The organism is Pseudomonas sp. S2_H10, from assembly GCF_054668285.1.
Genome location: NZ_CP162754.1, coordinates 3,380,918 through 3,404,062, shown reverse-complemented (window position 1 = coordinate 3,404,062; position 23,145 = coordinate 3,380,918). Strand labels below are relative to the sequence as shown.

General features: G+C 60.2%; 19 protein-coding genes. 12 read left to right on the top strand and 7 right to left on the bottom strand.

From position 1 onward, the window contains the following. Positions 1-75: 75 nt before the first annotated feature. The 5 genes from AB4O16_RS15240 to gcvP all read left to right on the top strand — a co-directional run bounded on the left by AB4O16_RS15240 (position 76) and on the right by gcvP (position 7,673). Positions 76-1,080: an extracellular solute-binding protein gene (locus AB4O16_RS15240; RefSeq protein WP_460155258.1), complete on the top strand. Its 1,005-nt coding sequence runs from the start codon at positions 76-78 to the stop codon at positions 1,078-1,080. Positions 1,081-1,266: 186 nt separating this feature from the next. Beyond that, positions 1,267-2,883, top strand: coding sequence for an ABC transporter permease (locus tag AB4O16_RS15235; RefSeq protein WP_160390213.1), 1,617 nt, complete (start codon positions 1,267-1,269; stop codon positions 2,881-2,883). A 156-nt stretch (positions 2,884-3,039) separates the two neighbouring features. Continuing rightward, positions 3,040-4,122: a glycine cleavage system aminomethyltransferase GcvT gene (gene gcvT / locus AB4O16_RS15230; RefSeq protein ID WP_460155257.1), complete on the top strand. Its 1,083-nt coding sequence runs from the start codon at positions 3,040-3,042 to the stop codon at positions 4,120-4,122. Positions 4,123-4,171: 49 nt separating this feature from the next. Then, positions 4,172-4,555 carry a glycine cleavage system protein GcvH gene (gene gcvH, locus AB4O16_RS15225; RefSeq protein WP_460155256.1) on the top strand — a complete coding sequence of 128 codons (384 nt, stop codon included), beginning with the start codon at positions 4,172-4,174 and terminating at the stop codon, positions 4,553-4,555. 244 nt (positions 4,556-4,799) lie between these two features. Next, positions 4,800-7,673 carry an aminomethyl-transferring glycine dehydrogenase gene (gene gcvP / locus AB4O16_RS15220; RefSeq protein WP_460155255.1) on the top strand — a complete coding sequence of 958 codons (2,874 nt, stop codon included), beginning with the start codon at positions 4,800-4,802 and terminating at the stop codon, positions 7,671-7,673. 65 nt (positions 7,674-7,738) lie between these two features. Here gcvP and AB4O16_RS15215 read toward each other — a convergent pair whose 3' ends face one another. The 5 genes from AB4O16_RS15215 to AB4O16_RS15195 form a co-directional block, all read right to left on the bottom strand. Further along, on the bottom strand, positions 7,739-8,056 hold the full coding sequence (locus tag AB4O16_RS15215; protein ID WP_460155254.1) for a DUF2388 domain-containing protein: 318 nt from the start codon (positions 8,054-8,056) through the stop codon (positions 7,739-7,741). A 68-nt stretch (positions 8,057-8,124) separates the two neighbouring features. Then, entirely contained in the window at positions 8,125-8,574 is a 450-nt protein-coding gene (locus AB4O16_RS15210; protein ID WP_460155253.1) for an NfeD family protein, read from the bottom strand. An 8-nt stretch (positions 8,575-8,582) separates the two neighbouring features. After that, positions 8,583-9,503, bottom strand: coding sequence for an SPFH domain-containing protein (locus AB4O16_RS15205; protein WP_104450213.1), 921 nt, complete (start codon positions 9,501-9,503; stop codon positions 8,583-8,585). Positions 9,504-9,587: 84 nt separating this feature from the next. Next, entirely contained in the window at positions 9,588-11,372 is a 1,785-nt protein-coding gene (locus AB4O16_RS15200) for a GspE/PulE family protein (protein ID WP_460155252.1), read from the bottom strand. Between the two features lie 90 nt (positions 11,373-11,462). Continuing rightward, the gene (locus AB4O16_RS15195) at positions 11,463-11,801 is read right to left on the bottom strand and encodes a hypothetical protein (protein WP_160390219.1); all 339 of its coding nucleotides are present in this window, start codon (positions 11,799-11,801) and stop codon (positions 11,463-11,465) included. Positions 11,802-11,927: 126 nt separating this feature from the next. Between AB4O16_RS15195 and AB4O16_RS15190 the strand changes: the two genes are divergently transcribed. After that, positions 11,928-12,392: an Lrp/AsnC family transcriptional regulator gene (locus AB4O16_RS15190; RefSeq protein ID WP_253558241.1), complete on the top strand. Its 465-nt coding sequence runs from the start codon at positions 11,928-11,930 to the stop codon at positions 12,390-12,392. Between the two features lie 123 nt (positions 12,393-12,515). Here the strand turns inward: AB4O16_RS15190 and AB4O16_RS15185 are convergent, their stop codons facing one another. Next, positions 12,516-13,883, bottom strand: a complete 1,368-nt coding sequence (locus AB4O16_RS15185; protein WP_460155251.1) for a CYTH domain-containing protein — start codon at positions 13,881-13,883, stop codon at positions 12,516-12,518. Positions 13,884-14,040: 157 nt separating this feature from the next. Here AB4O16_RS15185 and argE point away from each other — a divergent pair, with 157 nt between their 5' ends. Both argE and argA read left to right on the top strand, forming a co-directional pair. Next, positions 14,041-15,207: an acetylornithine deacetylase gene (gene argE, locus AB4O16_RS15180; RefSeq protein WP_460155250.1), complete on the top strand. Its 1,167-nt coding sequence runs from the start codon at positions 14,041-14,043 to the stop codon at positions 15,205-15,207. 231 nt (positions 15,208-15,438) lie between these two features. Next, positions 15,439-16,737: an amino-acid N-acetyltransferase gene (gene argA / locus AB4O16_RS15175; protein WP_007978929.1), complete on the top strand. Its 1,299-nt coding sequence runs from the start codon at positions 15,439-15,441 to the stop codon at positions 16,735-16,737. A gap of 92 nt (positions 16,738-16,829) precedes the next feature. Here the strand turns inward: argA and tauA are convergent, their stop codons facing one another. Continuing rightward, the gene (gene tauA / locus AB4O16_RS15170; protein WP_460155249.1) at positions 16,830-17,819 is read right to left on the bottom strand and encodes a taurine ABC transporter substrate-binding protein; all 990 of its coding nucleotides are present in this window, start codon (positions 17,817-17,819) and stop codon (positions 16,830-16,832) included. A 353-nt stretch (positions 17,820-18,172) separates the two neighbouring features. Here tauA and AB4O16_RS15165 point away from each other — a divergent pair, with 353 nt between their 5' ends. The 4 genes from AB4O16_RS15165 (at position 18,173) to ssuE (ending at position 23,101) form a co-directional block, all read left to right on the top strand. Then, positions 18,173-19,504 (top strand): OprD family porin, encoded by a 1,332-nt coding sequence (locus AB4O16_RS15165; protein WP_160390224.1) that lies wholly within the window; start codon positions 18,173-18,175, stop codon positions 19,502-19,504. Positions 19,505-19,916: 412 nt separating this feature from the next. Then, positions 19,917-21,257 carry an OprD family porin gene (locus tag AB4O16_RS15160; RefSeq protein ID WP_160390225.1) on the top strand — a complete coding sequence of 447 codons (1,341 nt, stop codon included), beginning with the start codon at positions 19,917-19,919 and terminating at the stop codon, positions 21,255-21,257. Positions 21,258-21,550: 293 nt separating this feature from the next. After that, complete coding sequence (locus tag AB4O16_RS15155) at positions 21,551-22,189, top strand: peroxiredoxin (protein ID WP_160390226.1); 639 nt, start codon at positions 21,551-21,553, stop codon at positions 22,187-22,189. A 318-nt stretch (positions 22,190-22,507) separates the two neighbouring features. Beyond that, positions 22,508-23,101: an NADPH-dependent FMN reductase gene (gene ssuE, locus AB4O16_RS15150; RefSeq protein WP_460155248.1), complete on the top strand. Its 594-nt coding sequence runs from the start codon at positions 22,508-22,510 to the stop codon at positions 23,099-23,101. The last annotated feature ends 44 nt before the right edge of the window (positions 23,102-23,145 follow it).

Below are 23,145 nucleotides of genomic sequence, written 5' to 3'. Positions count from 1 at the left end.
CAGCCCGCTTCGATTGAGAAGGTAAATGTGAGTCCTTATCATTTGGCCTCATTTTTCAATCGAGAGACCGCTCCCATGTTGGCACCGAAGCGTCTACTGACTGCACTGGCCCTGACCCTGATCGCCAGCACCGCCGCCCAGGCTGCTGACGAGGTGGTGGTCTACTCCTCGCGAATCGACGATCTGATCAAGCCGGTATTCGATGCCTACACCGCCAAGACCGGCGTGAAGGTGAAGTTCATCACCGACAAGGAGGCGCCCCTGATGCAGCGCCTCAAGGCCGAGGGCGCGAATACGCCGGCCGACCTGCTGCTGACCGTCGATGCCGGCAACCTCTGGCAAGCCGAGCAGATGGGCATCCTCCAGCCGTTCACCTCGAAAACCATCGACGCCAACATTCCGCTGCAATACCGCGCAGCCTCCCATGCCTGGACTGGCCTGAGCCTGCGGGCGCGGACCATTGCCTACTCCACTGAGCGGGTGAAGCCAGGTGAACTGACCACCTATGAAGCCTTGGCCGACAAGCAATGGGAAGGTCGCCTGTGCCTGCGCACGGCGAAGAAGGTCTACAACCAGTCCCTGACCGCGACCATGATCGAAGTGCACGGCGCCGCCAAGACCGAGGAAATCCTCAAGGGTTGGGTCAGGAACCTGTCCACTGACGTGTTCTCCGACGACACCGCCGTGCTGGAAGCGATCAACGCCGGCCAGTGCGATGTCGGCATCGTCAACACCTACTACTACGGCCGCCTGCACAAGCAGAAGCCGGAGCTGCCGGTGAAGCTGTTCTGGCCGAACCAGGTCGACCGTGGCGTGCATATCAACCTGTCGGGCATCGGCCTGACCAAGAACGCACCGCACCCGGAAGCGGCCAAGGCCCTGGTAGAGTGGATGACCACGCCTGAAGCGCAGAAAATCTTCGCCGACGTGAACCAGGAGTTCCCGGCGAACCCTGCGGTTCAACCCTCGGAAGAAGTGGCGGCCTGGGGCAAGTTCATCGCTGACACCTTGCCAGTGGAAATTGCCGGCAAGCGTCAGGCAGAAGCGATTCGCCTGATGGACAAGGCTGGCTGGAACTAAGTCACCCTATATACTGCGCCCCGCCTACGCGGGGCGTTTGTTTTTGCGTTGCGCGCCTCTGACGATGTAGGAGCGAGCTTGCTCGCGATGAGCGTCAGGTACCCCGCGTTATCGTTGACGTTTTTCGCGAGCAGGCTCGCTCCTACAGTGTCGATCTCATCCATTAGATAGTAGAGAACCAAGCCTGTGGCCCATCCCGCCCAACGCCGCTGGTATCCAGTCGTCTTCGCCATCGCTGCGCTGGTCCTGCTGCCCCTGAGCGTACTGCTGCTTTCCTGGCAAACCATCGACGTTCAAATCTGGTCGCACCTGTGGGACACGCAGATGCCGCGCCTGCTGGGCAACACACTGACGCTGGTGCTCGGTGTCGGTGCGGGTGTCACCCTGCTGGGCGTCAGCCTTGCCTGGCTGACCAGCCTCTGTGAATTTCCCGGTCGGCGCTGGCTCGATTGGGCGCTGATGCTGCCCTTCGCGATACCGGCCTACGTACTGGCGTTCGTGTTTGTCGGCCTGCTGGATTTCGCCGGGCCCGTGCAAACCCTGCTGCGCGAGTGGTTCGGCAGTAGTCTGCGGCTGCCGCGCGTGCGTTCCACGGGCGGTGTGATCGTGGTGCTGGTGCTGGTTTTCTATCCCTATGTCTATCTGCTGGCCCGCACGGCATTCCTGGCTCAGGGCAAAGGCCTGATGGAAGCCGCACGGGTCCTTGGTCAATCGCCCTGGCAGGCGTTCTGGCGGGTGGCATTGCCCATGGCGCGGCCGGCCATCGGTGCGGGCGTGGCATTGGCGTTGATGGAGACCCTGGCGGATTTCGGCGCAGTGTCGGTATTCAACTTCGATACCTTCACCACGGCCATCTACAAGACCTGGTACGGTTTTTTCAGCCTGTCTTCCGCGGCGCAACTGGCCAGCCTGTTGCTGTTGGTGGTGATGCTCGTGCTCTATGGCGAACGCCGTGCCCGCGGGGCCAACCGGGCGAGCAACGAGCGACCACGGCTCAAGGCGCTGTATCACCTGCAAGGCGTAAAGGCGCTGGCGGCCACGACGTGGTGCGGTCTGGTGTTTGCCTGCGCTTTCGTCATCCCGATGCTGCAACTGGCGGTGTGGTTCTGGCAGCGCGGGCGCTTCGATCTCGACGAGCGCTACACCGGGTTGATCGTCCATACCTTGTATCTGGGTGCGATGGCGGCACTGATCACTGTCAGCGTCGCCTTGTTGCTGGCGTTTGCCAGGCGTCTGGCCCCTACCCGGGTCATTCGTTCCGGGGTCAGTCTGGCGAACCTGGGTTACGCCTTGCCGGGTTCGGTGCTGGCGGTCTCGATCATGTTGGCGTTCAGTTATCTGGACCGTGAGCTGGTGATCCCGCTTTCGAGCTGGCTCGGTGGCGTGGGCAAGCCGATGCTGCTGGGCAGTCTGTCGGCGTTGTTGCTGGCCTATCTGGTGCGCTTCGTCGCGGTGGCCTACGGGCCGTTGGAAAGCAGCCTGGCGCGTATACGGCCATCTTTGCCCGAAGCGGCACGTAGCCTTGGCGTCAGTGGGCCGCGACTGTTTTTCAAAGTGTATCTGCCATTATTGCTACCCGGAACGTTGAGCGCTGCGCTGCTAGTGTTCGTCGACGTGCTCAAGGAAATGCCCGCGACCCTGCTGATGCGCCCGTTTGGCTGGGACACGCTGGCGGTACGGATCTTTGAAATGACCAGCGAAGGAGAATGGGCGCGGGCATCTTTGCCAGCGTTGACGCTGGTGCTGGTCGGGCTGTTACCGGTCATCGGATTGATCCGGCGTTCAGCGCATCGAAACAGCTAGGTGTCAGTCCTACACCTTGCGGCTACAATGCGCGGCATTCGGTGCGGTCCGTCTGACAGACCAGGTAGCTGAAATCGGCTAAAGGCCCTTTGTTTCAAGGCATTCAGTCCGTGCAGCACTTGCCCGCACCTTCGCCACGCCCGGAAGGAGAAACCCATGGGACAGCGTACGCCTCTGTATGACCTTCATCTCGCACTCGGCGCGAAGATGGTCGATTTTGGCGGTTGGGACATGCCTCTGCATTATGGATCGCAGGTCGAGGAACACCATCAGGTGCGCCGCGATTGCGGTGTCTTCGATGTATCCCACATGACCGTAATCGACGTCGGCGGCCCCCAGGCCAAAGCCTGGCTCCGGCATTTGCTGGCCAATGATGTCGAACGCCTGCACAGCCCCGGCCGTGCGTTGTACAGCACCATGCTCAACGAGCAGGGCGGCATCGTCGACGACATGATCGTCTACCGTCTCGACGAAGGTTATCGCCTGGTGGTCAACGCCTCCACCCGCGACCAGGACATGACCTGGATGCAAGCGCATCTCGACGGTTTCGATGTACAACTGAGCGAACGTGCCGAGTTGGCGATGCTGGCCATCCAGGGCCCTCATGCCCGGCAAAAAATTGCCGAGCTGGTCAGCCAGTCCCGCGGCAACCTGATCCAGCTCCTCAAACCCTTCGAAGGCCTGTTCGACGGTGACTGGTTCATCGCGCGCACCGGTTATACCGGCGAAGACGGCCTGGAAATCATTCTGCCGGCCAATCAGGCGCCAGGCTTTTTCAACGATCTGGTCGGTGCCGGGATTTCGCCTATCGGCCTTGGCGCACGGGATACCTTGCGGGTCGAAGCCGGCATGAACCTTTACGGCCAGGACATCCAGCAAGACATTTCACCGTTGGCCTCCAATATGGCCTGGACCATCGCCTGGGAGCCTGCCACCCGCAAATTCGTCGGACGCAAGGCCCTGGAAGCCGAGCAGGCCGCCGGCGTGCAGCACAAACTGGTCGGTCTGGTCCTTGAGGAGCGCGGTGTTTTGCGCGCTCATCAGGTGGTCCGCATCGCCGATGTTGGCGAAGGGGAGATCACCAGTGGTAGTTTCTCTCCTACGCTAAGCAAGTCGATTGCACTGGCGCGCGTGCCGATGGCAACTGCCGACCGCGCTGAAGTGGAAATCCGTGGCAAGTGGTACCCGGTCCGGGTGGTCAAACCGACCTTCGTACGCCACGGCAAAACCTTGATCTAATCTTTTCCAGCGGTTAACGACCGCTGACAATTTCCTGAGGACACAGAACATGAGCAATATCCCTGCCGACCTGCGTTTTGCCGAAAGTCACGAATGGGCACGTCTGGAAGCCGATGGCACCGTCACCGTGGGCATCAGCGATCACGCGCAGGAAGCGCTGGGTGATGTGGTGTTTGTCGAGCTGACTGAAGTCGGCAACGTGTTTGCCGCTGAAGATCAGGCCGGTGTCGTTGAATCGGTCAAAGCCGCTTCCGACATCTACTCCCCGATTGCCGGTGAAGTGATCGCGGTCAACGAAGAACTGAGCGGTACACCTGAGTTGCTCAACTCCGATCCGTACGGTGCGTGGATCTTCAAGCTCAAGCCAAGCAACACCGCCGATCTGGAAAAACTGCTGGACGCCGCCGGCTACAAGGCTGCCATCGGCGAATAAGCCTGATGCAACATCCCAAAGCCCCGATCCGTCGGGGCTTTTTTTGCCTGACAAATCCTTACCTGCTCGCGATGGTCGTCAACGATGGCGCTGGAAGCCTGACACCGCGCGGTGTTCTCAGGTTCATCGTCGGAGCGCCGCCCGGAGCAGGCTCGCTCCTACAGGATTCGCGTCCGGTACTGGCTGCTATGCTGGTTTGACCGTGTTGCATCGACGCTGAGCGCCAGTCAAGAGAGAGCCCGTCATGTCCAAGATGCCGTCCCTGAGCCAGTTACGCGACCCCAATGCCTTTCTGCGCCGCCACCTCGGACCCGATGCCGCCGAGCAGCAGGCGATGCTCGACAGCCTGGGCCTGGGCAGCCGGGTCGAGTTGATCGAGCAGACCGTGCCGCCGGGCATCCGCCTCAACCGGACGCTGGACCTGCCCCCGGCGCTCGATGAAGAGGCCGCGCTGGCCAAGTTGCGCGGTTATGCCGAGCAGAACCAGGTCTGGACCAGCCTGATCGGGATGGGCTATCACGGCACCCTCACACCGGCCGTCATTTTGCGAAATGTGCTGGAAAATCCCGGCTGGTACACCGCGTACACCCCCTATCAACCGGAGATCGCCCAAGGGCGGCTCGAAGCGCTGCTGAACTTCCAGCAAATGACTATCGACCTGACCGGTCTTGAGTTGGCCAACGCCTCATTGCTTGATGAGGCTACCGCCGCGGCGGAAGCCATGGCCCTGGCCAAACGGGTCGCCAAATCCAGAAGCAACCTGTTCTTTGTCGACGAAAACTGCCACCCGCAAACCATTTCCGTGGTGCAGACCCGCGCTGAAGGTTTTGGCTTCGAGCTGATCGTCGACGCTGTGGATAACTTGAAACAGCACCAGGTCTTCGGCGCGCTGCTGCAATACCCGGACACCCACGGCGAAATCCACGACCTGCGGCCGCTGATCGATCACCTGCACGCGCAACAGGCCCTGGCCTGTGTCGCCACGGATTTGCTGAGCCTGTTGTTGCTGACCCCGCCGGGTGAACTGGGCGCCGATGTGGTGTTCGGCTCGTCCCAGCGATTTGGCGTGCCCATGGGCTACGGCGGGCCCCACGCGGCATTTTTTGCCAGCCGCGATGAATACAAGCGGGCTATTCCCGGGCGGATCATCGGGGTTTCGAAAGACGCACGAGGCAACATTGCCCTGCGCATGGCCCTGCAAACCCGCGAACAACACATCCGCCGGGAGAAGGCCAACTCCAACATCTGCACGGCCCAGGTGCTGCTGGCCAATATCGCCAGCTTCTATGCGGTCTACCATGGCCCGGAAGGGCTCAAGCGGATCGCCCAGCGTGTCCACCGGCTGACCTGCATCCTGGCCGCCGGGCTTGAGCGCAACGGTATCACCCGGGTCAACCGGCACTTCTTCGACACCCTGACGCTGGAAGTCGGCGGAACCCAGACGGCGATCATCGAAAGTGCCCAGGCCGCGCAGATCAACCTGCGCATTCTCGGGCGCGGGCAGTTGGGCTTGAGCCTTGACGAAACCTGCGACGAAGCCACCGTCATGAAGCTGTTCGACGTGTTTCTGGGGGCCGATCACGGGCTGAGCATCGAGGATCTGGATGCCGAAGCCTTGCCTGGCGGAATTCCCGAAGGGTTGGCGCGAACTTCGCCTTATCTGCGCCATCCGGTGTTCAGCGCCCATCACAGCGAAACCGAGATGCTGCGCTACCTCAAGCAACTGGAAAACAAGGACCTGGCGCTCAACCAATCGATGATCCCGCTGGGCTCCTGCACCATGAAGCTCAACGCCACCAGCGAGATGATCCCGATCACCTGGCCGCAGTTCGCCAACCTGCACCCGTTCGTGCCCAAGGAGCAGGCCGCCGGGTATGGGCTGATGATCGAAGAACTGGAGCACTGGCTGTGCGCGATCACCGGTTTCGATGCGATCTGCATGCAGCCCAACTCCGGTGCCCAAGGCGAATACGCCGGGCTGCTGGCGATCCGCAAATACCATGAAAGCTGGCAACAGGGTGGCCGCGACATTTGCCTGATTCCTTCGTCGGCTCACGGCACCAACCCCGCATCGGCGCAGATGGCCGGGATGCGGGTGGTCATCGTCGAGTGTGACGAGGCGGGCAACGTCGATCTGGATGACCTCAAGGAAAAAGCCGCGCAGGCCGCCGACAAACTCGCCTGCCTGATGGCGACCTACCCTTCGACCCATGGGGTGTACGAGGAGGGCATCAGCGAAATCTGCGAAGTGATCCATCATCACGGCGGTCAGGTGTACATGGATGGCGCCAACCTCAACGCTCAGGTCGGGCTGGCGCGGCCGGCGGATATTGGCGCCGATGTCTCGCACATGAACCTGCACAAGACGTTCTGCATTCCACACGGTGGCGGTGGGCCGGGCATGGGGCCGATCGGGGTACGGGCGCATCTGGCGCCGTTCGTGGCCAACCACCCGGTGGTGCCGATCGACGGGCCGCAGCCGCAAAACGGTGCCGTCAGCGCCGCGCCCTGGGGCAGTGCAAGCATTCTGCCGATCAGCTGGATGTACATCGCCATGATGGGGCCGCAACTGGCGGATGCCAGTGAAGTGGCGATCCTCGCCGCGAATTACCTCGCGCAACATTTGTCCGGTGCCTTCCCGGTGCTCTACACCGGACGCAACGAACGGGTGGCCCACGAATGCATCCTCGACCTGCGGCCGCTCAAGGCGTTGACCGGCATCACCGAAGAGGACGTCGCCAAGCGCCTGATGGACTACGGCTTCCATGCCCCGACCATGTCGTTCCCGGTGCCGGGAACGCTGATGGTCGAGCCGACCGAAAGTGAATCGAAGGCGGAACTGGACCGTTTCATCGGTGCGATGCTGAGCATCCGCGCGGAAATCAACGAGGTGCAGAACGGTAACTGGCCAGCCGAAGAAAACCCGTTGAAAGGCGCGCCGCATACGCTGGCCGACATCACCGGCGTGTGGGAACGGCCTTACAGCATCGTGCAGGCGGTCACGCCGGACGCGCACACCAAGGCCCACAAGTACTGGCCGGTGGTGAACCGGGTGGATAACGTCTACGGGGATCGGAACCTGTTTTGTGCGTGTGTGCCGGTGGACGATTACCGCTGATCTCTTGTGCAACGCTGGGCAAAAAAAATGCCGCTCATGTGAGCGGCATTTTTCATTCGCAACGCTTACTCCGAAGCCATGGCATTCTTGGCCAGGATCGCGTTCGCCAGTTCCATGTCCGTGGCTTGCAGGCCCGGGTTTTCGGCGCGGACTTTCTGCATGGCCGCTTCCAGGTACGGACCGCGGATGCCGCCGTCGCTGGCGACGAAGCTGCTCGCGTCGTCCTGGGCCGCGACGACCAGCTTGTGATCCTTGGATGTCAGATAGCTCGAACCGGTGGTTGCACCGGAGGTAAGAACGTTACGCCAGAAAGTATCGGCCATCGCCGAACCGACAGGCAGGGACAACAGCGCGACGGTAGCGACAGCAAGTTTGAAACGCATGACAGGGTGACTCCACTGGGTTGACTACGCGGTTGGATTGCCAACCCCCAATCGAGTTCCGTGACCCCCTATTCGGCCGTTTCGACCAGCAGGATCGCGCCTTGCTGGCCGACCACCCGCACGCGGCTGCCAATGGCTGCGTCCGGCCCGCGGGCCATCCACACGCCGTCGGCCACCTTGATCTTGCCGCGACCGTCGACAATGGCTTCCTGCACCACGAAGGTTTTGCCGATCAGTTCCTGGCCGCGCAGATTCAGGTGCGGTTGATCGCTCGGGCGGTTCGCCGTGCGCTGACGTCGCCACCAATACAGCGCGGTGGCGATCGACAGCAGGCCGAACAACAGGAACTGCCATTCCCAGGACAGGCCCGGCAAGAGGAAGGTCAAGACACCCACGGCGGCCGCCGCCATGCCGATCCACAACAGGTAGCCGCCGGCGCCGAACACCTCAAGAATCAACAGCACCGTGCCCAGCGCCAACCAGTCCCAGAACGAAAGATGCTGAAAAAATGCCCACATGGCGCGCCTCAGGCTTTCTTGTTATCGAAAGTGGCCTTGACGATTTCGCCAATGCCGCCCACCGCACCGATCATCGAGCTGGCCTCCAGCGGCATCAGGATCACTTTGCTGTTGTTGGCCGAAGCCAGCTTGCCCAGTGCATCGATGTACTTCTGCGCGACGAAGTAGTTGACCGCTTGCACGTTGCCGCTGGCGATGGCTTCGGACACCACTTTGGTCGCCTGGGCTTCTGCCTCGGCTTGCCGCTCGCGGGCTTCGGACTCCAGGAAGGCGGCCTGCCGGCTGCCTTCGGCTTCGAGGATCTGCGCCTGCTTCTTGCCTTCGGCGGTCAGGATCGCTGCAGCGCGCAGGCCTTCGGCTTCGAGGATTTGCGCGCGCTTGATCCGCTCGGCTTTCATCTGCCCCGACATCGCCGCCATCAGGTCGGCGGGCGGGCTGATGTCCTTGATCTCGATCCGGGTGATCTTGATGCCCCACGGTGCGGTCGCTTCATCGACGGTGCGCAGGAGTTTTTCGTTGATGCCGTCGCGCTGGCTGAGCATGGCGTCGAGCTCCATCGAGCCGAGCACCGTACGGATGTTGGTTTGCAACAGGTTGCGAATGGCGTGTTCGAGGTTGTTGACCTCGTAGGCAGCCTGGGCCGTGTTGACCACCTGGAAGAAACACACTGCATCGATTTGCACCGTGGCGTTGTCGGCGGTGATGACTTCCTGTGGCGGAATATCCAGCACGCTTTCCATCACGTTCATCTTGCGGCCGATGCGGTCCATGACCGGGATGATGATGTTCAGTCCCGGCTTGAGCGTGTTGGTGTAGCGCCCGAAACGCTCGACGGTCCATTCAAAGCCCTGGGGCACGACCTTGAAACCCATGAACAGAATGGCGACCACCAGGCCGACAAAAAGCAAAAGCACACTACCGATCTGCATAACGATTCCTTGTTGATGTGTGGATCTGTGGAGTTGCAATCGCTGGAGTGTAACGGCGCTGATGGCGGATAAGAACAACCGGGCTCAGTTCTGCTCGCTCTGGGGTGTGACTCGCAGGACCTCCTCGATGGTCGTCAGCCCGGCGGCGACCTTTTGCGCCCCTGAAAGCCGCAGGCTGCGCATGCCTTCCTTGAATGCCTGGCGGCGCACGGCCAGCAGATCGGTATCGGGACTGATCAACGCCTTGATGCCATCGCTGATCTGCATGATTTCATAGACCCCGGCGCGGCCGTGATAGCCGGTGTCGCGGCATTCCACGCAACCGACGGCCCGCTGGGCATTGCCCGGCAACGGTGCCTGCCACGGGCGGGTCAGGGTTTGCCAGTCGTCTTCGCCCAGCGTCAGCGGCGCCTTGCAATGCGGGCACAGGGTTCGCACCAGTCGCTGGGCCATGACGCCGAGCACCGTGGCCTTGATCAGGTAATGCGGCACGCCGAGTTCCAGCAGGCGGCTGATGGCGCTGGGCGCGTCGTTGGTGTGCAGGGTCGACAGCACCAGATGCCCGGTGAGCGCTGCCTGGATCGCCATCTCGGCAGTTTCGAGGTCGCGGATCTCGCCGATCATGATGATGTCCGGGTCTTGCCGCATCAGCGCGCGCACGCCGGCGGCGAAGGTCAGGTCGATGTTGTGCTGGACCTGCATCTGGTTGAACGCCGGCTCGACCATCTCAATGGGGTCTTCGATGGTGCAGAGGTTGACCTCCGGTGTCGCCAGTTTTTTCAGGGTGGTGTAGAGGGTTGTGGTCTTGCCCGACCCCGTCGGCCCGGTGACGAGGATGATGCCGTGGGGTTGGCGGGTCATGTCCTGCCAGCGGCGCAGATCGTCGGTGGAGAAGCCAAGCTGGTCGAAGTCCTTGAGCAGTACTTCCGGGTCGAAGATCCGCATGACCATTTTTTCGCCGAAGGCGGTGGGCAGTGTCGACAAACGCAGTTCGACTTCGCCGCCCTCCGGGGTCTTGGTTTTCACTCTACCGTCCTGGGGTTTGCGTTTCTCCGCGACGTTCATGCGCCCCAGGGTTTTCAGGCGGCTGACGATGGCCATGGTGACCTGGGGCGGGAATTGATAGACGTTGTGCAACACGCCGTCGATGCGAAAGCGCACCGTGCCTTGCTCGCGCCGGGGCTCGATATGGATGTCGCTGGCGCGTTGCTGGAACGCGTACTGGAACAGCCAGTCGACGATGTTGACGATGTGTGCGTCGTTGGCGTCCGGCTCCTGGTCGCTGGCGCCAAGGTTGAGCAACTGTTCGAAATTGCCCAGGTTAGCGACTTGCGGGTCGGCGCTGTTCGCCCCGGTGACCGATTTGGCCAGGCGGAAGAATTCTACGCTCAAGCGCTGGATGTCCACCGGGTTGGCCACCACGCGCTTGATCGGCAACTTGAGCACGTGGGTCAGGTCAGCTTCCCAGCCGCTTACATAGGGCTGGGCGCTGGCCACGGTGACCGCATCGCGGTCGATCGCGACCGCGAGAATCTTGTGGCGCTGGGCGAAGGCATAGGACATCAGCGGGGTCACGGCCGCGACGTTGATTTTCAACGGGTCGATGCGCAGGTAAGGCTGGCCGGCCTGCCTGGACAGCCACAGGGTCAGGCTTTCCAGGTCCAGCGGTTTGCCGGGACGGCTGAGGTCGCCCAACTGTTGGCTGGCGATGAATTCCAGTGGATGCATCTGGCCATGGGCTGGGTTGCGGCGCCGGGCGTTGAGCGCGTGTTCGGCCGAATCCTGGCTGATGAAGCCCTGCGCGACCAGTTCGCGCAGCACATCATTGAGATCCAGCCAGCGGTCCTGAAAGGCGATATGTGCGGACATGCGGGCTCCTTTTGATCGACAGTCGGCAAAGGATAGCCGTGGCCCGGCTGACCGCTGGGCCACTACCCGACGAAGCCGTTTCGGAGTTTTTCAGCCCGCCGCTTGAGCCGCTTCGGCCCATGCAGAGTCAGCTTCTTGCAGCTCAACCGAACAAACGCTGATCAGGTTACGAAGTTTTTCCGCAATCACTTGCGCGCGGTGCCAGCTCAGACCGTCGATGACGAGCTCGATGGACAGCCAGTCGTCCTCGCGCTGCACGTTGACCTGCTGTGGCGTGAGCATTTGCAAGGCGAACAGATTGAGGGCGCGACACAGCAGGTCCGGTTCTGCCTCGGCGAGCATTTGATAGCGAACACGACAATGGGCGTTGCTGACGTTCCAGACATCGGCGCGGGCAGGAGGGATGTTCACGGCTTCGAGATACGGCATGGTCAGGCTCCAGATTTACTGGAGAAATGTTTACATCCTGTGCCGGGCATTTCTTCTCTATGATTGGTCGTATTGCCGGAGTGAAGAATCAATCAATTCGCTAGTTACTCGATTAAGGGTTTTTTTATGCAAAGCGAGCTGGACAGCTATGACCGCAAGATCCTCGCCCTGCTGCAAGAGGACGCTTCGCTTTCCAGCGCACAGATCGCCGAGCAGGTGGGTCTCTCGCAATCGCCGTGCTGGCGACGGATTCAGCGGATGAAGGAGGAGGGCATCATTCGCGCCCAGGTGACCTTGCTCGACCGCAAGAAAATCGGCCTGAACACGCAGATCTTCGCGGAGGTGAAACTCAATGCCCACGGGCGCTCGAACTTCACCGAATTCACCGAGGCAATTCGCGGCTTTCCGGAGGTGCTGGAGTGTTACGTGCTGATGGGGGCGGTGGATTTTTTGCTGCGCATTGTCACGGCGGACATCGAGGCGTATGAGCGCTTCTTTTTTGAGAAGCTGTCGATGGTGCCGGGGATTCAGGAGGTGAATTCGATCGTGGCGTTGTCGGAGATCAAGTCGACCACCAGTTTGCCGGTCTGAAATTTTGTGGTGACTGTGCCGGCCTCATCGCGAGCAAGCTCGCTCCCACAGTGTTTTGTGTTGGAACACGATGCGTGATCTGACACAGATCCTGTGGGAGCGAGCTTGCTCGCGATGGCGGTATTACAGACGCAGCAGCATTTTCCAGGCACGGTTCTGATACACCGCAATCGCCTGCTGCTTGCGCGCATCGAGGACTTCGTCGGTGATCGACTCGTTGGCCAGTTGCGCCAGTTTGTTCAGTTCGCCGTACAGGCGATCCATTTCCGGGATTTCGAGCACGTTACGCGCATGGTGCAGCCAGACCTGGATGCGTTCGATGCGCGGCAGTTGCTCGGCCAGGTCTTCCGGCTGTTGCTGGTAGCGCTGCAATTGCAGCGAAGTGGCTTCTTCGCCCAGCAGGCGTGGCAACCAGCTACCCAGTTGCGCAGCGCCCTGGCGATTGCCGCGGGTGTTGCGGTCGGCGGCCCAGGTGCGGGCCAGCAGCCAGCGCGAAGTGGTCAGGGAGAACAGGCCCCAGCGCGGGTCTTCGAGTTCTTCGAGGAACTGCTCGGGCGCGGCTTTGCGCACGTCTTCGTCGTCCAGGCCGGCCTGGACCAGCGGACGCCAGTCTTCCAGCAAGGCATCGAGGGCGATACGCAGGTCGTGGGTCGACTGACGTGGAGCGGCCTGGCCCAGGCTGCTGATCAGTGCGCGCATTTCCGCGAGGCATTCGACCCAGTCCTGCAACAGGCGCCAGTGACCGTTGAAACGATACTGCTCGGCCAGACGCTGGCTGCTGCCGAGCAAATGCCAGCTCAGCGCGACGAACGCGTCGTCCAGCGGTGTTTCGGCAGTGATCTGCGGCGCCGGCAGGCTCAACGAATAGCTGTGGGCGTCGTACAGGCGATAGCCGCGCTCGGCCTTGCTGATGTCACATGGCATCAGGGCCAGCTTTTCGGCCAGTTCGGCGGCCAGTTCCAGCAGGGCTGCCGGCTCGCCTTCGCGCAGTTCCAGTTCCAGCTCGCAGATTTCCTCTTTCTGCTTGCCGACCACGACGTGACCCAGGTCCAGCGCGGCTTCGATGACCACTTTGGTCTTGCCACGGCCCCAGGCGATTTCCGCGCGTTCGCGGACGAAGTCGGTGGTGAAGATCGGCTTCAGGGTCTTCTTGTCCAGTTCGGCCAGTTCCTCGGGCCAGCATTCGCCGTCGAGTTTCTTCAGGTCGAGCTTGGCTTTGGGCAGGTTCCAGTCGTACTCGTTACGAACGGACAGGCCGGCGATGCTCTGGCCGCGGGTCTTGAGGGTCTGAATCACTTCTTCGCCATCCTTGCGCAGGCGCAGGGCGACTTTGGCCTGGGCCAGGTCGCGCTCGGGCGTGTCGAAGTATTGATTCATCAACTCACGGCGTTCCCAGCCACTTTTGTTGCGTTTTTTCAGTAACGGGTGCTCGCGCAGGGCGGCGAGGGTTTCGCGGCTGACGCGGAGTTTGATTTCGGTTTCTTTCTGCATGGCCGGAAAATCCAGGATCGGGAGCGCAGCCGGGGGAATGTGTGGCTGCCAAGGTCGTGCAGTGTACAGGACTCAAGGTTAGTACGCGCCGCGACGGTTTATTCCTGTCATCGGTTGGTTCTATGATGGACCTCAATTCGGGTGCCTGGAGTCAGCGATGCCATTGCCGTCGATGAAAGAACAATTCGCTGCGCTGATCGCTGCACCGTCGGTCAGTTGCACCCAGCCCAGTCTCGATCAAACCAACCGCCCGGTCATCGATCTGCTGGCGACGTGGCTCGGTGAGCTGGGTTTTACCTGCGAGATCCAGCAGGTCAGCCCCGGCAAGTTCAATTTGCTGGCCAGTTTCGGTTCCGGCCCCGGCGGCCTGGTGCTGGCCGGGCATAGCGACACCGTGCCGTTCGACGGGGCGTTGTGGCAAACCGACCCGCTGAAGCTGACTGAAGTCGACGGTCGTTGGGTCGGCCTGGGCAGTTGCGACATGAAGGGCTTTTTCGCCCTGGCGATCGAGGCGGTCAAGCCGCTGCTCGACCAGCCGTTCAAACAGCCGTTGCTGATTCTCGCCACTTGTGATGAAGAAAGTTCGATGTCCGGCGCCCGCGCGCTGGCCGATGCGGGGCGACCACTGGGGCGGGCGGCGGTGATCGGCGAGCCGACCGGGCTCAAGCCGATCCGCATGCACAAGGGCATCATGATGGAGCGCATCGACATCCTCGGTCAGAGCGGTCATTCCTCCGACCCGCGCCTGGGCCACAGCGCCCTGGAGGCCATGCACGATGCCATCGGCGAACTGCGTGGCCTGCGCCTGTTGTGGCAGCGCGAATTCCGCAATCCGCAGTTTGGCGTGCCGACGCCGACGATGAATTTCGGTTGCATCCATGGCGGCGACAACCCCAATCGCATCTGCGGCCAGTGTTCGCTGGAGTTCGATTTGCGGCCGTTGCCCGGCATGGACCCCAAGGTCCTGCGCGCCGAGATCCTGCAGAAGCTCAACCCGGTTGCCGAGCGGCATCAGGTCAAGATCACCTACGCGCCGTTGTTCCCCGAAGTGCCGCCATTCGAGCAGGCCGAGGATGCAGAACTGGTACGCCTTGCCGAAAAGCTCACCGGTCACAGCGCCGAAGCAGTGGCGTTCGGCACCGAAGCACCTTATCTTCAGCGCCTTGGCTGTGAAACGCTGGTGCTTGGCCCGGGTGATATCGCCTGCGCCCATCAACCGGGGGAATACCTCGAAATGTCACGTTTGCAGCCTACGGTGCATCTATTACGACAGTTGATTGAACATTACTGCCTGTCACCGGCCGAAACACAACACAAACCGTAGGAGCCGGCTTGCTGGCGATGCAAGCGCTGCGGATCAGCCGATGAACCGCAGCGCTTGCATCGCCAGCAAGCCGGCTCCTACAGGTTTCATGTATAAATTGCCGGTACCCCAACCCGTATTCATGAGGAGAGCGCGCGTGTCGCCAAGCCTGTTCCGACGATAACCATCAGCCCGCTGTGCGTTTTCAGTTTCGCCCTTTTTTCGGCTGCTATTTATTACAGGCCCAGGTTCATGCCCGAATACGTCAATTGGCTTCGTCACGCTTCGCCCTATATCAACGCCCACCGCGATTGCACCTTTGTCGTCATGCTGCCCGGCGACGGCGTTGAACACCCCAACTTCGGCAATATCGTCCACGACCTGGTGCTGTTGCACAGCCTGGGGGTGCGTCTGGTGCTGGTTCACGGCTCCCGGCCGCAAATCGAAGCGCGCCTGGCGGCCCGTGGCCTGACCCCGCATTACCATCACGGCATGCGCATCACCGATGCCGCGACCCTGGAGTGTGTGATCGACGCGGTAGGCCAGCTGCGCATCGCCATCGAAGCGCGCCTGTCCATGGACATGGCCTCGTCGCCGATGCAGGGCTCGCGTCTGCGGGTGGCCAGCGGCAACCTGGTGACGGCACGGCCGATCGGCGTGCTTGAAGGCGTCGACTATCACCACACCGGCGAAGTGCGTCGGGTCGACCGCAAGGGCATCAACCGTCTGCTGGACGAGCGCTCCATCGTGCTGCTGTCGCCGCTGGGCTATTCGCCGACCGGTGAGATTTTCAACCTCGCCTGTGAAGACGTCGCCACCCGCGCGGCCATCGACCTGGGCGCGGACAAACTACTGCTGTTCGGCGCCGACCTGGGCCTGATCGACGAGCACGGGCGCCTGGTGCGCGAACTGCGTCCGCAGCAAGTGCCGGCGCATCTGCAGCGGCTGGGCAGTAACTATCAGGCGGAATTGCTGGATGCTGCGGCCGAAGCTTGCCGTGGCGGCGTGGCCCGCAGCCACATCGTCAGTTACGCCGAAGACGGTGCACTGCTGACCGAGCTGTTCACCCGCGATGGTGGCGGCACCCTGGTGGCCCAAGAGCAGTTCGAGGTGGTACGCGAAGCGGCCATTGAAGACGTCGGTGGTTTGCTGGACCTGATCAGTCCGCTGGAAGAGCAGGGCATCCTGGTGCGCCGTTCCCGCGAGGTGCTGGAGCGCGAAATCGAGCAATTCAGTGTGGTTGAACGCGAAGGCATGATCATCGCCTGTGCGGCGCTGTACCAGATCGCCGATTCGGATGCTGGTGAACTGGCGTGCCTGGCGGTGAATCCGGAATACCGCCATGGCGGTCGCGGCGATGAGCTGCTGGAGCGCATTGAAACCCGCGCACGGGCGCAGGGGCTGAAAACCTTGTTCGTCCTCACCACTCGCACCGCGCACTGGTTCCGCGAGCGCGGTTTCGAACCGAGCAGCGTCGACCGCCTGCCGTCGGCGCGGGCGTCGCTGTACAACTATCAGCGTAATTCGAAGATCTTCGAAAAAGCCCTGTAACCGGGTTGCTTCCATCGCCGGCAAGCCAGCTCCTACACCGTTCAATGTAGGAGCTGGCTTGCCGGCGATCGGTTGCGAAGCAACCGCAATATTTACTCGGTTACGAACTTCGCACTGACATACGGCGAATAATCCGGCAGTACCGTTTCAACCTTCCCTTGCTCCTTCAGGAACTTCGCCGTCTCGCCAATCGCCTTGGCCGTGCCGCCGTCCAGCAGCGCAGTGCTCTGTTGCGCCTTGGTATCCGGGAAGGCGGAACCGGCCAGCAGCTCCGGTACATCAGCGGCGTTGGCACCGGTCAGTTTGGCGATTTTCTGCACCGGCACCGAATCAACCGTCCATTGGTCCTTATGCGCGGCATAGTCGGCGAACGAATCCAGGGTAACCCTGGCGAACTTTGCCACGACCTCCGGATGTTTTTCGGCGTAGTCCTTGCGCGCCACCCAGACTTCAAAGGTCGGCGCGCCCCATTGGCCTACCTGCGCAGCGTCGGTCAAGGTCTTGCCGGTCTTGCGAATTTCCCCAAGCGCGGGCGACCAGACAAACGCGCCGTCAATATCACCGCGCTTCCAGGCTGCCGCGATTTCCGCTGGCTGCAGGTTCACCACTTTGACTTTTGAATTGTCCAGGCCCCAGTGCTTCAGCGCTCCGAGCAGGCTGTAGTGGGAGGTTGAAACGAACGGCGTGGCAATGGTCTTTCCGATCAGATCTTGCGGTTTTTCGATGCCGCTGCCGTTGCGCACCACCAGCGCTTCGGCGGCATTGATCTGGGCCGAGACGATGAACGCGACAATCGGCAGGTTGCGCGAGGCAGCGGCGGCCAGCGGGCTGGAGCCGAGATTGCCGATTTGCACATCGCCCGAAGCAATCGCCGTGACCACCTCCGGGCCGCTGTTGAAGCGTCGCCAGTCAATCGGCTGGCCGATGGTTTTTTCATAAAGGCCATCGGCCTGGGGGACTTTGCTGGGGTCGATTCCGGTCTGGTAGCCGACGGTGAGATTCGCTGCCTGAGCCGTTAATGAAAATGCCAGGGATACACAAACTGTAACAATTGGTATGGATAGTGCGCGCTTGATCGTCATGGGGTCGCCTTTCGGTAAAGGATTTGTTTCCGAATTGCGTATGAAACTAATCGATCTAAGAAAGTAAAAATAAATACCTTTTAGGAATTAGCTTATGAGCCGAACCTTGTAATCCGGGGCGAGAAGCTAAATTCCTAAAAGGTATTAGAAAAGAAGCGGGTAATTCTTTTCAGGTTTATGACGAACTCATGACCCTGCATGGACCAAAAAAACGGGGATTAGACAATGGTCGTAGACACACATGGTTACGATTGACTTGTGGGTCACGCTCTGGCGCTAATCGCGCATCTTAGGATTTCGGGCGACGACCCGAGACCAGGAATACAAGAATTAGAATCGAGAGGAGCTACACAATGAACAAGTCCACCTTGGCTTTGGCCGTGGCCGTAGGGGTTTTGGCGCAGCAGGCAGGCGCCGCCGGTTTCCTGGAAGACAGCAAGGCGTCCATCAGCTCTCGAACCATGTATTACAACAACGATAACCGTGAAGGCGGTGCGGATCAGAAAGAGTCCGCAGAGGGCCTGAAATTCGATTATCTGTCCGGTTTCACCCAAGGCACTGTCGGTTTCGGTATCGACGCCCAGGCTCTGCTGGGTATCCACCTGGACGGCGGCAAGGGGCACCACCCGGACAACAACACCTTCTTCCCGAGCGACAGCGATGGTTCGGCCGTGTCCGAATGGAGCCGTGCAGCTGCTAACGTCAAGGCGCGCTTCTCGAAAACCGAAGCCCACCTGGGTGGTGCGCTGGCACCCAACCTGCCGATCCTGGTCGCGAACGACAGCCGTCTGCTGCCCCAGACCTTTGACGGTGGCACCATCACGTCGAAAGAAATCGACAACGTGACCTTCAACGCAGGTCAGTTGGAACATTCGGCGGGTCGCGCCTCTTCGAACTCCACCGGCCTGGCCGTGGCTGGCGGTACAGAGGACAGCAACAAGTTCTACTACGGTGGTGCTGACTGGAAGGTCACCAAGGACCTGACCCTGCAGTATTACCACTCGAATCTGAAGGACTACTACAAGCAGGATTTCCTGGGCCTGATTCACGTCTACCCGATCAATGCCAACCAGTCCTTCAAGACTGATATTCGCTACTTCGACAGCAGCTCCGACGGCAAGAACGGTGATGCGGGTTTCCGTTTCAACAACAACAACGGTTTCGCCAAGAACCCGGGTGAGGTCGATAACAAGACCTGGAGCGCCATGTTCACCTACACCCTGGGTGGCAACGCCTTCCTGCTCGGTCATCAACGTGTCAGCGATGACGGTGGTTTTGTCTACCTGAACCAGGGCAACGTGGTCGATGGCAATGGCCGTCCGGAAGGGAACGGTGGCGCCAGCTTCTACCTGTTCACCGACTCCATGATCAACGGATTTGTTCGTGCCGGTGAAAACACTACCTTCGGTCAGTACTCCTATGACTTTGCTGCATTGGGCGTACCGGGCCTGAAAACTTCGATCGCCTACCTGCATGGCGATGACATCAAGGCTACCAACGGCAGAGGTCCTGATGCGTCCGAGTGGGAGCGCGACATGCGGATCGACTACACCATCCAGCAGGGCACCCTCAAAGGTTTCGGCGTAACGCTGCGTAATGGCGTCTACCGTGGCAGTGAAGTCTCCAACAACCCTGATGTTGACCAGACCCGTCTGATCTTCAACTACACCTACAGCTTCCTGTAACCAGCCTTGCGAAAAAGCCTCGCCTGCGGGCGAGGTTTTTTTGGGGTTGATTTTAATATTCCATAATGATCTTTGCTGAGTATTTATTATTCTTTTTAGTTTTTGTTGATCCCGCTTAAAGTGCGTCCGTCCGACACTCATCCCTGAACTCGGATTTGGCAATTTCCTCCCTCGACAACTGATCAGGTTCAGGAATCGGCGCTGGCGCCGATACCTCGGTTCTGCCGTGGGAAGTCATATTCCGCAGCGATATTAAAAAATCTTAAGCAATTCTTTTTGGCTTTAAGGCCATGTATCCTGCCGCCCGCCAAACGACCGGCTTAGACGCTTTGCCGCGAATTTATGCATTCAGGATCCCGGGCAATCGATTCGGGACCAGGAACATCAGAATTAGAAACTAGAGGAGCGAAACATGAACAAATCCACCTTGGCCATGGCTGTGGCCGTCGGGGTACTGGCCCAGCAGGCAAGCGCCGCGGGTTTTATCGAAGACAGCAAGGCAACACTGGGGCTGCGTAACTTCTACATCAACACCGACAACCGTGACGGTGCCGGTGCCAACAAAAACGAAGAATGGGGCCAGGGCTTCGATCTGCGCTTCATCTCCGGCTACACCCAAGGCACCGTCGGTTTCGGTATCGATGCGATCGGCCTGTTGGGCGTCAAGCTGGATTCGGGTGGCGGTACCAACGGCGCCACGGCGACCTCTTACGGCGGCACGGTTTTCCCGAGCAAATCCAACGGTGAGGCGGTAGATGATTTCTCCAGCCTGGGCCTGACTGCCAAGGCCAAGGTTTCCCAGACTGAACTGAAGCTGGGCACCTTGCAGCCGAAAAACCCGGTGATCGTGACCAACGATGGTCGTCTGCTGCCGCAAACCTGGCAGGGTGGCCAGATCACTTCCGCCGAGATCAAGGACCTGTCGCTGGTCGGTGGTCAGATCGAAGCCGTCAAAGGCCGTAACTCCAGCAACAACGAGCAGATGTCGATTTCCGGCGCAAACACTCGCGGCACCAAGTTCCGCGACAGCAACAAGTTCATCTATGCCGGTGGCGACTACAAGATCACCAAGGACCTGACTGCCCAGTACTACTACGGCAACCTGGAAGAGTTCTACAAGCAACACTTCCTGGGCCTGGTTCACAATTGGGCAATCGGCCCGGGCGTGTTGAAGTCGGACTTCCGTTATTTCAACAGCTCTGACGACGGTGCCAACGGTCACGATCCGCTGTACTACACCACTGGCAACTACAACGCACCAAACGGCAAGGGCAAGGTCGACAACAACCTGTACAGCGGCCTGTTCCTGTATTCGGTTGCCGGTCATACCTTCGGTGGTGGTTACCAGGTCAGCAATGGCAGCAGCGACTTCCCATGGCTGAACCAGGGTGACGGTTCGTCGAACTACACCATCACCGATTCGCAAATCCAGAAGTTCGGCCGTGCCGGCGAGAAAACCTGGCAGGCACGCTACTCGTTCGACTTCGCCAAGGTCGGCGTACCTGGCCTGACGGCGGGCCTGGTGTATCTGCATGGCGACAACATCGACACGGTCAACGCCAAAGGTGGCGAGGCGGCCAATGGTGCCTCCGAGTGGGAGCGTGACCTGAGCGTTGCCTACGTGGTGCAGGAAGGCCCACTGAAGAACCTGGGCCTGGCGTGGAAAAACGCCACCTGGCGCACCGACCTGCCGAACACCCGTTCGCAGGACGAAAACCGCCTGATCGTCAGCTACTCGATCCCGCTGTTGTAATAGCGCTCGCGTAACCGAGACAAAAAAAGCCCCGCCCGGTATTGCACCGGGCGGGGCTTTTTACATGTTCAAGACGGGTTCACCCCCGTAATCCCGCCTTGAAGTTCCCTCTTTGCAGCAACTCAAGGCCTTCTCGAACCTTGTGGGGGATGTTCGGCGGGTTGCGCGTGCACGTCCAGTGAACAGATCTTTAATATTTCTTAATGATCTAAATAAATCGATATTTATTCTTTTTAATAGATAAAAAACACAGGCACAGTTGAACCCATCAAGCACTCACAAGGAGCAGCACCATGGGTATCAGACTTGGCGATATCGCCCCCGATTTCGAACAGAACTCCAGCGCCGGCACCATCCGTTTCCATCAGTGGCTGGGCGATAGCTGGGGTGTGCTGTTTTCCCACCCGGCGGACTTCACGCCGGTGTGCACCACCGAACTGGGGTTCACCGCCAGGCTCAAGGATGAGTTCGCAGCGCGCGGCGTCAAGGCCATCGCTTTGTCGGTGGACCCGGTGGAGTCGCACCACAAGTGGATCGAGGACATCAACGAAACCCAGAACACCGTGGTCAACTTTCCGATCCTCGATGACGCCGACCGCAAGGTCTCGGACCTCTACGACCTGATCCATCCCAACGCCAACGACACCCTGACCGTGCGTTCGCTGTTCGTGATCGACCCGAACAAAAAGGTCCGGTTGACGATCACCTACCCGGCGAGCACCGGCCGCAACTTCAATGAAATCCTGCGGGTGATCGACTCGCTGCAACTGACCGATAACTACAAGGTGGCCACGCCGGCCAACTGGCAGGACGGTGACGAGGTGGTGATCGTGCCGTCGCTCAAGGATGAGGATGAAATCAAACAGCGCTTTCCCAAGGGCTATCGGGCGGTCAAGCCTTACTTGCGCCTGACGCCGCAGCCCAATCGGTGAGTCATCAATATTTACGGTGTGGCTGATGCCGCCATCGCGAGCAAGCTCGCTCCCACAGGAGGTACACGGTCAACTGTGGGAGCGAGCTTGCTCGCGATGGCGCCAGATCGGGCAGCGCATCATCTACAAAGCTGGGGATTTTCAGGCCGTTTCGACGGCCTGTTTTTTTGCCTGGAAGAAATCGATTTGTATATTTCCATAATGCATAACCAAATGAATAAATATGATTTATGGATATATAAATCAGCTGTTAAGGTCACTCCATCGAAGCGAGATCGCAAGCCGCGAATCGCCAACACCGTGCAAGGAATCGTCTGAATGTTGGTCGTCTCACTCGGTGGCAGTCCCAGTCAGCGCTCTCGTTCCGGGGTGCTGCTGGATCGCTCCCGGCAATGGTTGCAAGAGCAGGGCGTGGAAGTGGTGAGTTACCAGGTAGGGGACTTCCCGGCCGAGGACTTGCTGCACGCACGCTTCGACAGCCCCAAGGTTATCGACCTGCTGCAACAGATTGAAAACGCCGATGGCCTGCTGATCGCCACTCCGGTTTACAAGGCATCGTTTTCCGGGGCCCTGAAAGTCTTGTTGGACCTGCTGCCCGAACGCGCCCTGAGTCACAAGGTTGTTTTGCCAATGGCCACCGGCGGCAGCATCGCCCACATGCTGGTAGTGGATTACGCGCTCAAGCCGGTGCTGTCGGCATTGAAGGCCCAGGAAATGCTGCAAGGGATTTTCGCCGTCGACAGCCAGATCGCTTACGGCGAAGGCAGCGCCCAGGCGCAATTGGCGCCGGAGCTGGAGCAACGTTTGTATGAAGCGCTGGAGCAGTTCACCGGTGCCATGGCGCGACGGCCCAGGCCGCTCGATCCGAACCTGTTGAATGAACGTTTGTTGAGTGCTCGCTGGAGCATTTGAGCCTTACCGAAAAATTGAAGTACTGGCCTTACTCGCCCGCCAAC